The organism is Streptomyces sp. NPDC056222, assembly GCF_042264065.1.
Taxonomy (GTDB): domain Bacteria; phylum Actinomycetota; class Actinomycetes; order Streptomycetales; family Streptomycetaceae; genus Streptomyces.
The window spans coordinates 1-11,688 of sequence record NZ_JBHJTL010000040.1 but is presented as its reverse complement, the minus strand read 5'-3'; the positions used below and the strand labels follow the sequence as shown (position 1 = coordinate 11,688).

Annotated in this window: 11 protein-coding genes; 8 read left to right on the top strand and 3 right to left on the bottom strand. The window is 70.3% G+C overall.

Annotation, left to right across the window (positions count from 1 at the left end; genetic code table 11):
• Window positions 1-68 precede the first annotated feature (68 nt).
• On the bottom strand, window positions 69-281 hold the full coding sequence (locus tag ACFC0D_RS19970; protein ID WP_376437447.1) for a DUF6243 family protein: 213 nt from the start codon (window positions 279-281) through the stop codon (window positions 69-71).
• A 254-nt stretch (window positions 282-535) separates the two neighbouring features.
• Between ACFC0D_RS19970 and ACFC0D_RS19965 the strand changes: the two genes are divergently transcribed.
• Complete coding sequence (locus ACFC0D_RS19965) at window positions 536-1,570, top strand: aldo/keto reductase (RefSeq protein WP_376437445.1); 1,035 nt, start codon at window positions 536-538, stop codon at window positions 1,568-1,570.
• A gap of 30 nt (window positions 1,571-1,600) precedes the next feature.
• Window positions 1,601-2,188, top strand: coding sequence for a TetR family transcriptional regulator (locus tag ACFC0D_RS19960; RefSeq protein ID WP_376437443.1), 588 nt, complete (start codon window positions 1,601-1,603; stop codon window positions 2,186-2,188).
• 136 nt (window positions 2,189-2,324) lie between these two features.
• Here the strand turns inward: ACFC0D_RS19960 and ACFC0D_RS19955 are convergent, their stop codons facing one another.
• On the bottom strand, window positions 2,325-3,707 hold the full coding sequence (locus ACFC0D_RS19955) for a glycine--tRNA ligase (protein WP_376437440.1): 1,383 nt from the start codon (window positions 3,705-3,707) through the stop codon (window positions 2,325-2,327).
• 175 nt (window positions 3,708-3,882) lie between these two features.
• Here ACFC0D_RS19955 and ACFC0D_RS19950 point away from each other — a divergent pair, with 175 nt between their 5' ends.
• From ACFC0D_RS19950 to ACFC0D_RS19935, 4 genes are read left to right on the top strand one after another with little or no spacing between them, the layout of a single operon-like run.
• Window positions 3,883-4,860 (top strand): metal ABC transporter substrate-binding protein, encoded by a 978-nt coding sequence (locus ACFC0D_RS19950; RefSeq protein ID WP_376437437.1) that lies wholly within the window; start codon window positions 3,883-3,885, stop codon window positions 4,858-4,860.
• A gap of 23 nt (window positions 4,861-4,883) precedes the next feature.
• Window positions 4,884-5,645 carry a metal ABC transporter ATP-binding protein gene (locus ACFC0D_RS19945; RefSeq protein WP_376437435.1) on the top strand — a complete coding sequence of 254 codons (762 nt, stop codon included), beginning with the start codon at window positions 4,884-4,886 and terminating at the stop codon, window positions 5,643-5,645.
• A 10-nt stretch (window positions 5,646-5,655) separates the two neighbouring features.
• Window positions 5,656-6,573 (top strand): metal ABC transporter permease, encoded by a 918-nt coding sequence (locus ACFC0D_RS19940; RefSeq protein ID WP_376437585.1) that lies wholly within the window; start codon window positions 5,656-5,658, stop codon window positions 6,571-6,573.
• A gap of 46 nt (window positions 6,574-6,619) precedes the next feature.
• Window positions 6,620-7,030: a Fur family transcriptional regulator gene (locus tag ACFC0D_RS19935; protein ID WP_376437433.1), complete on the top strand. Its 411-nt coding sequence runs from the start codon at window positions 6,620-6,622 to the stop codon at window positions 7,028-7,030.
• A gap of 72 nt (window positions 7,031-7,102) precedes the next feature.
• Here ACFC0D_RS19935 and ACFC0D_RS19930 read toward each other — a convergent pair whose 3' ends face one another.
• Window positions 7,103-7,630, bottom strand: a complete 528-nt coding sequence (locus ACFC0D_RS19930; protein WP_376437431.1) for a YcxB family protein — start codon at window positions 7,628-7,630, stop codon at window positions 7,103-7,105.
• Between the two features lie 105 nt (window positions 7,631-7,735).
• Between ACFC0D_RS19930 and ACFC0D_RS19925 the strand changes: the two genes are divergently transcribed.
• Complete coding sequence (locus tag ACFC0D_RS19925) at window positions 7,736-8,776, top strand: hypothetical protein (RefSeq protein WP_376437428.1); 1,041 nt, start codon at window positions 7,736-7,738, stop codon at window positions 8,774-8,776.
• Window positions 8,777-8,940: 164 nt separating this feature from the next.
• Window positions 8,941-11,652 carry a M4 family metallopeptidase gene (locus ACFC0D_RS19920; protein ID WP_376437426.1) on the top strand — a complete coding sequence of 904 codons (2,712 nt, stop codon included), beginning with the start codon at window positions 8,941-8,943 and terminating at the stop codon, window positions 11,650-11,652.
• The last annotated feature ends 36 nt before the right edge of the window (window positions 11,653-11,688 follow it).

Here is an 11,688-nt window from a genome sequence, read left to right as displayed (position 1 = left end):
GGCGCACCCCGCCGGTGGGCCGGGTCCACCCCCGGTCACCGGGCCCCACGTCGTCGTACCGGCTGCGGCTACTCCTGGCCGTCCGTGCTGTCGGCGGCGGCCGTCTCGGCACCTTCGGCACCCATCGCGCGCTCGCGCATCTTCCTCAGGAGCTCCTGCTTCTGGTCGACCGCGGCCCTGCGGTCGGCGTTGCTGTTCTGAACGGCGCCCTGCTGGTCGCCGCGGGACAGCTTCTTGCGCTGTCCGCCGACGCCGAGGAGGTTGTTTCGGCCCTTGGCCATGGGGTTCTCCCATTGGTGAGAAGTGGTGAGGGGATCGTCCGGCGGGGCGGGCGTCGAGGCCCGCCGCGCTCTCACTCGTAAATCTGGAAGAACGAAGACATGTCGTAGACGCTACCCCGCCCAGGGCACCCGGTCACCCCGTTTCCCTTCCCACCACCCTCACGAATGACAAACATTGAAATCTGTCAGTCGTCATGCCATAGTTGTCGTGCGTCGCTCCCCCGGCGCTCCGACTCCCTCCCGAGGAGACCCCCATGACCTCCACCCGCACCCTCCCCACCCGCACCCTCGGCACCACCGGCCCCCAGGTCTCCGTAGTCGGCCTCGGCTGCATGGGCATGTCCGCGCTCTACGGCGAGAGCGACCGCACCGAGTCGATCGCGACGATCCATGCCGCCCTGGACGCCGGGGTCACGCTCCTCGACACCGGCGATTTCTACGGGATGGGGCACAACGAGCTGCTGATCAACGAAGCCCTGCGCACGGCCCCCGCGGCCGCCCGCGCGAAGGCCCTGACCAGCGTGAAGTTCGGCGCCCTGCGCACGGTCGAGGGCGGCTTCACCGGATACGACGGCCGCCCCGCCGCGGTGAAGAACTTCGCGGCGTACTCCCTCCAGCGCCTCGGCACCGACCACATCGACACCTACCGGATCGCCCGGGTGGACCCCGACGTGCCGATCGAGGAGACCGTCGGCGCGATCGCCGAGCTGGTCGAGGCCGGGCACGTCCGGCACATCGGCCTCTCCGAGGTCGGCGCGGACACCCTGCGCCGGGCGGCGGCCGTCGCCCCGATCGCCGACCTTCAGATCGAGTACTCCCTGATCTCCCGCGGCATCGAGGAGAAGATCCTGCCCACCGCCCGCGAGCTGGGCATCGGCATCACGGCGTACGGAGTGCTGTCGCGCGGTCTGATCAGCGGCCACTTCACCCGTGACCGCGAGCTCGCCCCGGGCGACTTCCGCGGGATGTCCCCCCGCTTCCAGGGCGACAACCTCCACCGGAACCTGGACCTGGTGGACCGGCTGCGCGCCCTCGCCGAGGCCAAGGGCGTGACGGTCGCGCAGACCGCGATCGCCTGGGTCCTGGCCCAGGGCCCCCGGCACGGCGCCGACATCGTGCCGCTGATCGGCGCCCGCCGCCGGGACCGGCTCTCGGAGGCCCTCGGCGCCCTGGACGTGACGCTCGACGCCGCAGACCTGGCGGCGATCGAGGCGGCCGTTCCCGTGGGCGCGGCGGCAGGCGAGCGCTACCCGCAGGCGCAGATGGCCCACCTGGACAGCGAGCACTGAGCGGTTCGAGCTGACAGGTACTGTCATTCCATGGCCGCCACCGAGACCCTGACCGCCGAGCGCATCCTCGAAGCCACCGAGGAGGTCCTGCGACGCTACGGCCCGGCGAAGGCGACGGTCGTGGACGTGGCCCGGGTGCTCGGCGTCAGTCACGGCAGCGTCTACCGCCACTTCCGCACGAAGGCGGCACTGCGTGAGGCGGTCACAGAGCGCTGGCTCTCCCGCGCCGAGGTCGCGCTGGCGGAGTTGATCGCGGCGTCCGACCGGCCGGCCGCGGAGAAGCTGCGCGCCTGGTTCTCCGGCCTCTTCGAGGCCAAGCGGCACAAGGCGGGCGACGACCCCGAGCTGTTCGCGACGTACGGGGTACTGATCGACGAGGCCAGCGGCGTGGTCGACCACCACATCGAGGCGCTGGTGGACCAGGTCCGCGCGATCGTCGAAGAGGGCGTCCGCGACGGCGAGTTCACCGCCGACGACCCCGGCGCATCGGCCCGCGCGCTGTTCATGGCGACGGCCCACTTCCACGACCCCGCCTACGCCGCGGAGTGGCAGCGCCCCACGATCGACGCGGAGTTCGAGGCCGTCGTGGAGCTGCTGCTGCGCGGACTGCGCGCATAGGACTCACGTCGCACAGGACGCAGTCGCTCAGGCGTCAGTCGCGCGGGGCCCCGACCGGACGGGAAGCCCCCGACACACGGGAAAGCCCCCGGTTCCGTTCTCGGAACCGGGGGCTTTCGCGTGGAAGCGATCAGACTCAGCAGCCGAGCAGGCGGCTGCCCAGGTAGCCCTGGATCTGGTCGAGGGAGACGCGCTCCTGCTTCATGGTGTCGCGCTCGCGCACGGTCACTGCGTTGTCGTCCAGGGTGTCGAAGTCGACGGTGACACAGAACGGCGTACCGATCTCGTCCTGGCGGCGGTAGCGGCGGCCGATGGCGCCCGCGTCGTCGAACTCGATGTTCCAGTTCTGCCGCAGGTCGGCGGCGAGGCCCTTGGCCTTCGGCGACAGCTGCGGGTTACGGGAGAGCGGCAGGACGGCGACCTTGACCGGCGCGATGCGCGGGTCGAGGCGCATCACGGTGCGCTTCTCCATGACTCCCTTGGCGTTCGGGGCCTCGTCCTCGTTGTACGCGTCGAGCAGGAAGGCCAGCATGGTGCGGCCGACGCCGGCGGCGGGCTCGATGACGTACGGGGTCCAGCGCTCCTGCGCGTCCTGGTCGAAGTAGAGCAGGTCGTTGCCGGAGGCCTTGGAGTGCGCCTTCAGGTCGTAGTCGGTGCGGTTGGCGACACCCTCGAGCTCGCCCCACTCGCTGCCGCCGAACTGGAAGCGGTACTCGATGTCGGCGGTGCGCTTCGAGTAGTGGGAGAGCTTCTCCTGCGGGTGCTCGAACCAGCGCATGTTCTCCTCACGGAGACCCAGGCCCGTGTACCAGTTCCAGCGCTGCTCCATCCAGTACTCGTGCCACTGCTCGTCCTCGCCCGGCTTGACGAAGAACTCCATCTCCATCTGCTCGAACTCGCGGGTGCGGAAGATGAAGTTGCCCGGAGTGATCTCGTTCCGGAAGGACTTGCCCATCTGCGCGATGCCGAACGGGGGCTTCTTGCGCGAGGTCTGCAGGACCTGGCCGAAGTTGGTGAAGATGCCCTGCGCGGTCTCGGGTCGCAGGTAGGCGACCGAGCCGGAGTCCTGGGTGGGGCCGAGGTGCGTGGAGAGCAGACCGGAGAACTGCTTGGGCTCGGTGAAGGTGCCCTTGTTGCCGCAGTTGGGGCAGTTCAGGTCGGTGAGGCCGTTCTCGGGGAGACGGCCGTGCTTCTCCTCGTACGCCTCCTCCAGGTGGTCGGCGCGGTAGCGCTTGTGACAGGAGGTGCACTCGGTCAGCGGGTCGGTGAAGGTGGCCACGTGACCCGAGGCCTCCCAGACCTCGGTGGCCAGGATCACCGACGAGTCGATGCCGACGACGTCCTCGCGCGCGGTGACCATGTAACGCCACCACTGACGCTTGATGTTCTCCTTGAGTTCGACACCCAGCGGTCCGTAGTCCCAGGCGGCCTTCTGGCCGCCGTAGATCTCACTGCACGGGTAGACGAAGCCACGGCGCTTGCTCAGGCTGACGATGGTGTCGATCTTGTCGGCGGCCACGGTGCTCTCTTCATTACGACGACGAAGTGCGAATGCTTCAGATTACCGGCGCCCGCACCCCCCGTATCAAATCGGCCCGGCACCCGCGCGCAGGCGGACGGGCCCGGCGGGGCGTGGCTGGGAACACAGGAAGGGCAATTGACAACCGTTTCCAACTTTGTTGAAAATGAGTGTCATGAACGTACGTCGCCTCATACCCTCCACCGCCGTCGCCGGAGCTGTCGCCCTCGGGCTCGTGACCCTGTCCGCGTGCTCCGGAACGTCCGACGCCGCCGACAAGGGCGAGGGCAAGCTCAGCGTGGTGGCGTCGTTCTATCCCATGCAGTACCTGGCCGAGCAGATAGGCGGCGAGCACGTCTCCGTCGAGACGCTCACCGCGCCCGGCGTCGAGCCGCACGACCTGGAGCTCAAGCCGCGGCAGATAGGCGCGCTCGGCGACGCCGACTACATCATCTATCTCAAGGGCGTCCAGCCCGCCGTCGACGACGCGATCAAGCAGGCGGGGGTCAAGAACACCGTCGACGTCAGCACCCTCACCACGCTCGAGAAGCACGGCGCCGGCCACGACCACGGAGCCGACGACCACGGTCACGGGGAAGAGGGTCACGAGCACGGCCACGAGTCCGAGGCCGGTGCCGACCCGCACATCTGGCTCGACCCGGTGAAGTACGCCGAGGTCGCCAAGGGTGTCGGCGCCTCCCTGGAGAAGGCCGACCCGGACCACGCCGCCGACTACAAGAAGAACACCGACGCCCTGGTGAAGAAGCTCGGTGATCTGGACACGGCGTTCGAGACCGGTCTGAAGAACACCACCACCAAGACCTTCATCACCACCCACTCCGCCTTCGGCTACCTCGCCGAGCGCTACGGCCTGGACCAGGAGGGCATCACCGGCATCGACCCCGAGTCGGAGCCGAGCCCCGCCCGCGTCAAGGACCTCCAGTCCATCGCGAAGAACGAGAAGGTCTCCACCGTCTTCTTCGAGACGCTCGCCAGCGACAGGACCGCGAAGACCCTCGCCCAGGACACCGGTCTCAAGACCGACGTCCTGGACCCGCTGGAGGGAATCACGGACGCGTCCAAGGGCGATGACTACATCGAGGTCATGCAGTCCAACCTCGCCGCGCTGAAGAAGGCCCTCGGCGCGAAGTGACCCACGCACAGCAGGAGGCACCCGTGACCGCGCCCGTCATCTCCGTCCGCGGAGCCACGGCGACCCTCGGCTCTCGCCCCGTCCTGCGCGGCATCGACCTCGCCGTGAACCCCGGCGAGGTCGTCGCGCTGCTCGGCGCCAACGGCTCCGGCAAGTCCACCGCCGTCCGCGCCGTCATCGGCCAGGTGCCGCTGACCGGCGGGACGATCTCGCTCTTCGGCACCGAGCAGAAGCGGTTCCGCGACTGGGCCCGCGTCGGTTACGTACCGCAGCGCACCACCGCCGCCTCCGGTGTGCCCGCCACGATCCGCGAGGTCGTCTCCTCCGGCCGGCTCTCCCGCCGCAGGTTCGGCCCGCTGACCAAGGCCGACCGGGCCGCCGTGGACCGGGCCATCGAGCTCGTCGGCCTCGCCGACCGCGCCAAGGACTCGGTGAGCGCCCTCTCCGGCGGCCAGCACCAGCGCGTCCTGATCGCCCGCGCGCTCGCCTCCGAGCCCGAGCTGCTGATCATGGACGAGCCGATGGCCGGCGTCGACCTCGCCAGCCAGGAGATCCTCGCCGCCACGCTGCGCGATCAGGTCGCCGGCGGCACCAGCGTCCTGCTCGTGCTGCACGAGCTGGGCCCCCTGGAGCCGCTGATCGACCGCGCCGTGGTCCTCCGCGACGGCTGCGTCGTCCACGACGGCCCTCCGCCGCAGGCCGTCGGCCAGCACGCGCTGCCCGGCCACGACCACGTCCATCCGCACGCGGCCGGTGAGCCGCTCCGTACGGGTCTGCTGACCTGAGGAAGCTGACCTGATCATGGAATTCCTCGAACCCGCCTTCATGCAGCGGGCGCTCCTCGCGGCCGTCCTCGTCGGCATCACCGCGCCCGCCGTCGGCATCTTCCTCGTCCAGCGCCGCCAGGCCCTGATGGGCGACGGCATCGGCCATGTCGCCATGACCGGTGTCGGCCTCGGCTTCCTGCTGAACAGCAGCCCGGTGTGGATGGCCACCCTGGTCGCCGTCGCCGGCGCGGTCCTCATGGAGCTGATCCGGACGTACGGACGGACCCGCGGCGACCTCGCGCTCGCCCTGCTCTTCTACGGAGGCATGGCGGGCGGCGTCATGCTGATCCAGGTCGGCGGCGGCTCCAACGCCAACCTGCTCTCGTACCTCTTCGGCTCCCTCTCCACGGTGTCCTCCGAGGACGTCACCGCGATCGCCGTGCTCGCCGCCTTCGTCGTCCTCGTCACCATCGGCCTGCGCCGCCAGCTCTTCGCCGTGAGTCAGGACGAGGAGTTCGCCCGTGTCACCGGCCTGCCGGTGCGGGCCCTCAACCTGCTCGTCGCGATCACGGCGGCCGTGACCGTCACGGTCGCGATGCGGGTCGTCGGCCTGCTGCTCGTCAGCGCGCTGATGGTGGTCCCGGTGGCGGCGGCGCAACAGCTGTCGCGCTCCTTCCGTACGACCTTCGTCCTGGCGATCGTCATCGGCACCGGCGTCACGCTGACGGGCACCGTCACCACGTACTACCAGGACCTGCCGCCGGGCTCGCTCATCGTGCTGCTCGCGATCGCCGTCTTCATCGTCCTGACGGCGCTCGCCGCGCCCCTGGCCAGGCGCCGCGCCCGGGCGGCGGAGGCCGCGGCCTCGTCCTCGTCGCTGTCCGGGTCGGAGTGCGACATGGCCGTTCCGTCCACCCGGCGGCCCACGGACGACGCCAGGGTCTAGCAGCCTGGCAGAATGGCGGGGGCGACGACATCCCTAGGAGGCCCCTGTGGCGACGGCAGGACCCCCCGTACGCGGCCGCTCGACCAAACAGCGGGCCGCGGTGGCGGCGGCACTGAACGAGGTGGACGAGTTCCGCAGTGCCCAGGAGCTGCACGACATGCTCAAGCACCGCGGCGACTCCGTCGGCCTCACGACGGTGTACCGCACGCTCCAGTCCCTCGCGGACGCGGGCGAGGTCGACGCACTGCGCACCAACGAGGGCGAGACGGTCTACCGCCGCTGCTCGACCGGCGACCACCACCACCATCTCGTCTGCCGCGTCTGCGGCAAGGCGGTCGAGGTGGAGGGCCCGGCGGTGGAGCAGTGGGCGGAGGCGATCGCGTCCCAGCACGGGTATGTGAACGTGGCGCACACGGTCGAGATCTTCGGGACGTGCGCGGAGTGTGCGCAGAAGTGACCTGAGGTACGGAAGGGGCCCGCACCGGAGCGATCCGGTGCGGGCCCTTTCGCGTGCGCGAGCGTTCGGCGGTCAGACCCGCTTCGCGTGCCGGTCCAGGATCGTCCGCAGCCGGTCGACATCCCCGGGGGCGGACGCGCCCTGCTTGGACAGGGCGGCGACGCCGACGCCGGCCTTGTCGGCCGTGAGCAGGACGAAGAGCGAGGGCGTCTCGACGTACAGCGGCAGCATCGCCCACCGGCTCCTGGTCTCGCTGTCGCGCGCCGTCCAGGTCACCCCATCGTCGTCCACGACGGCCCGGAACTCCCCCTGCGGCTCGATGAGCCGGTACATCTGGTGCCCCATCAGCCGGGGCACCAGCGGCCCCATCACCAGGGCCAGAATGCCCAGCCCGCCCATGAGGACGACAAGCGACAGCTGCGGCTCCCCCGGACCCGTCAGCTCCAGCAGCACGACCAGGAACGCCACCACACCGGTGACGGGAAGAAGCCACCGCATCCGGCGCCCGGACGGCGAGTTGCGCAACCTGACCCGGATCGCCTCCGTGACCTCGGCCTTCGTCGGTACGTAGACCAACTCGACGGCGCTCGTTTCCTGCACGGTCCCTCCTGGGTGCCTCGACTGCGAGGCGTGATCGTAGCGGCGCCGGGGCGCCCCGTTTACGCTGGCCCCTCCGTAGGGGCGGCCGGGAGGGGTGGGGTACGGGTGGAGTCGGTGTCCGGGGACGCGTCCCTGCTCGCGCTGCTCGGGCTCGACGCGGAACAGGACAGTGTCTACCGGCTGTTGGTGGACCGGCCGGACAGCGATCCCGCCGCTCTCGGCCACCCCACGGCGGACCCGGAGACGGTCCTGCGCGCCCTCACCGGGCTCGTCGAGCGCGGGCTCGCCAGCGCCGAGCGGGACGGGGACCACGTGCGGTACCGGGCGGCCTCCCCGGTCCTCGCGCTCGGCCCGCTCCTGGAGTCCCGGCGCACCGCCCTGCACCGTGTCGAGCACTTCGTCACCGAGCTCGCCGAGCGGCACCGCGCCGCCCACACGCGGAGCTCCGGCGCGCCCATCGAGGTCCTCTCCGGAGCCGCCGCGATCCGGCGCCGGCTCATCGCGATGCAGCGTGAGGCGCGGTACGAGGTCCGCTCGCTGGTTCCGGTGATCCGGGAGCCCACCGTCATCGGCTTCGAGGACAAGTACGACGAGGTCGAGCGGGACTCGATGCGGCGGGGCCTGACCCTGCGGGCCGTCGTGGCGCGGTCCTGGCTGGAGGACGCCCATGCCGCGCACTGGCTCGCGGGGCTCGTCGCGGACGGCCAGCAGATCGCGGTCACCGACGAGTTGCCGATCAAGCTGATCATCATGGACGACGAGTGCGCGCTGCTTCCGCTGGACCCCGTGCGGGACGAGACGGAGGAGCCGGTGGCGCTCGTGGTGCACCGCAGCGGGCTGCTCACGGCGCTGATCTCGCTCTTCGAGCAGCACTTCGAGAAGGGCTGGCGGCTCAGCACGGACCCCGGGGAAGAGAGCCTCACGGACGCGGCGGGACGGCTCGACCCGATCGACCGGCAGATCGTCGCGCTGCTCCATGTCGGTCTGACCGACTCGGCCATCGCCCGTCAGCTGGGCATGGGGCACCGCACGGTGCAGCGACGTCTGCACGCGTTGATGGACGCGGTGGGCGCGGCGACCCGCTTCCAACTCGGCTGGCACGCCGCCGAGTCGGGCTGGCTGGACGAACCCCCGGTCGGCCGCTGAATCGCCCCGGGGGCCTCAATCCGCCTTCCTGTAGGCGCGTTTATGCCTGGGCGGCTTTGCGCCACGTCCGCTCCCTTGTATGCGGAACCTTCCCTACCGAACGATCGACCCCATCAGTCGCGAGGGCCACCAGCCCTCGCGTACGTGTGTGATGGGGAGACTTCGTGAGAACACAACGGATCCGTCGGATCCTGGCCACCGGCGTCGTCGCCGCGGCAACCGGTTCAGTCCTGTTGACCGTTCCCGCCCAGGCGCAGGAGGTGCCGGAGACCCCGGCCGCAACCCTGCCCGCCACCCCGGTCGCGCCCCGCATGACGCAGGGCCTCGACTCGGCACCCCGCGCCGGCACTCCGGCCGAGGCGGCCCGCGCCCACCTCAAGGCGCACGAGCAGACCTACCGGGTCCCCGTCGCCGAGCTGACGACGGTGCGCACGACCAGGTCCGGGGCCCAGTCCTCGGTCCGCTTCCAGCAGAAGCGGGGCGGCGTCCCGGTCTTCGGCGCCGAGTACGCCGTACAGACCGAGACGGCCGGCGGCGGCGAGCAGGTCGTCTCCGCGACCGGCACGCTCTACCCGGAGTTGACCGTCTCCACCACGCCCACCGTCACCGAAGCCACCGCCCGGCAGCGGATGTTCACCCTCGACTCCGACCTCTCCGGTGTCGAGGGCGGCGGGACCGAGAGCCACGGTCTGACCGTGCTGCCGGGCTCCGGCGGTGGCCGCCTCGCCTGGCACTTCACCGTCACCGGCGCGAAGGCGGACGGCTCCCCGGTCCGCCAGGAGGTCTTCGTCGACGCCCACGTGGGCGGTATCGCGCTCTCGTACGACAACATCGACGCCGCCTCGCCCGCACAGGGCACGGGCGTGAAGGTGGACGGCGCCGAGGAGCGGATCGAGATCGACAAGGAGGCCGACGGCTCGTACTCGCTCATCGACTCCTCGCGCGCGATGTTCGCGAAGACCGGCGGCCAGATCCGTACGTACGACGCGAACCGCAAGAGCTACCTCGAGGTCGCGAACGGCCCGGTCACGGAGGACGTGAAGGTCGTCGCCTCACCGACCGACCGCTTCGAGGGGACCGCCACCACCTCCGGCGCGGTGGACGCCCACCTCAACGCCGCGAAGGTCTACGAGTACTTCAAGAACGAGATCGGCCGCGACGGCATCGACGGCAAGGGCGGCACGATCCACTCGGTCGTGAACGTCGCCCGGGGCGGCAAGGACTACGCCAACGCCTTCTGGGACGGCACCAAGATGGTGTACGGCCACATGAACGGCGTCCCGCTCTCGGTCGGCCTCGACGTCGTCGGCCACGAGATGACCCACGGCGTGACCGAGCACAGCGCCGGGCTCGTCTACCTCAACCAGTCGGGCGCCCTCAACGAGGCGATATCCGACTACTTCGGCAACGCCATGGAGACCGCCGACAAGGGCGTCGCCATGTCCGACCCGACCTCCGGCCTCGTCGGCGAGTACCTCTGCAACGGCACCAAGCCGCTCGCCGAGTGCGCGCTGCGCGACATGAACGACGGCCGGGTCGCGGGCGAGGACTACCTCCCTGCGTCGCTCGACATCGACAACGGCGGTGTCCACCTCAACTCCACCATCGTCTCCGGCGCGCTGTGGGACATGCGCAAGACCCTGGACCCCGCGCTCGCGGACAAGATCGTCTACCGGGCCGCGCAGAACTACCTCACCCCGCTCTCCGGCTTCTCGGACATGCGGAACGCGGTCACCCTCGCCGCGAAGTCGCTCAAGGTCTCCCGCGCCGACCGCGAGGCGATCGCGAAGGCCTTCGACGACCACGGCATCGTGGAGGGCTGGGAGCGCAGGTCCGGCACCCACGACGGCACAACACTCGCTCGTGACGTCCTTCCGGCGTACGAGGTCTACAGCGGGGTCGACGAGCAGGCGGCGCAGATCAACGGCGACGTCTACGCGATCGGCCACGGCGACGCGATCGCGTGGAACGCGAACAGTGCGGACTTCGGCATCACGGTCGGCCGCTTCGGCAAGAACCACGGTGACGACCGGCACGGCGACTCGGAGCGCGAGCTGGCCCAGAAGAACGCCTATCTCCTCGACCCGTCGCTCGACGACGACCGGATCGTCTTCACCCGGATCACCGCCGACTCCGTCGGCGTCTACACCGCGGGCGACAAGGGCCAGGGCGCCATCCGCAGGCTCGTCGACGGCCCGGGCGAGGAAATGGAGCCCGTGACCGACGACGGCCGGCTCGCCTACATCAACAAGCAGGACGGCGAGTCCGACGTCATGCTGCGGGAGCGCGACGGCACCACGGTCAACCTGACCCCCGCCCCGGGCACCACCGCCGCGCGCCTGACCATGAAGCACGGCACGGTGGCCTGGCGGGACGGCGACAACGACCACATCAGCGTGTACGACATCGCCACCGGCGCCTCGCAGCGCGTGCGGATCCAGTCCTTCGTCTTCGGCGAGGCCACGGACATCCAGCTCACCGGGGACCGGGTCTTCTGGCGCGAGACCACCGCGTTCCTCTTCCGGAGCGACACCTTCTGGTCGGCGCCGCTGAGCGACCTCACCCAGAAGAAGAGGATCGGCACTCCGTCCACGACCTACGGCGGCCAGTTCTCCGTCAGCGAGCAGTACTTCGCCTACTCGACGTACGACCCCACGGGCGCCCTCGGCGCCTGGACCGGAAAGATCGGCAAGGTGAACGTGGCCCCGCTCGCGGACGTGGTGGGCGGCACCCCGACGTACAGCAGGGTCTCCTGCTCCTCCGGTATGCAGCTGTCCCCGCAGCTCGGCGACGGGCAGCGGACGGTCTGGCTGGACACGACGGCCGCCTCGACGGACGTCGTGACCCGGGACTCGTTCGCCGGCACCTGCGCGTAGCGAAAAAGCCCGGGCCGTACGGACAGCGTCCGTACC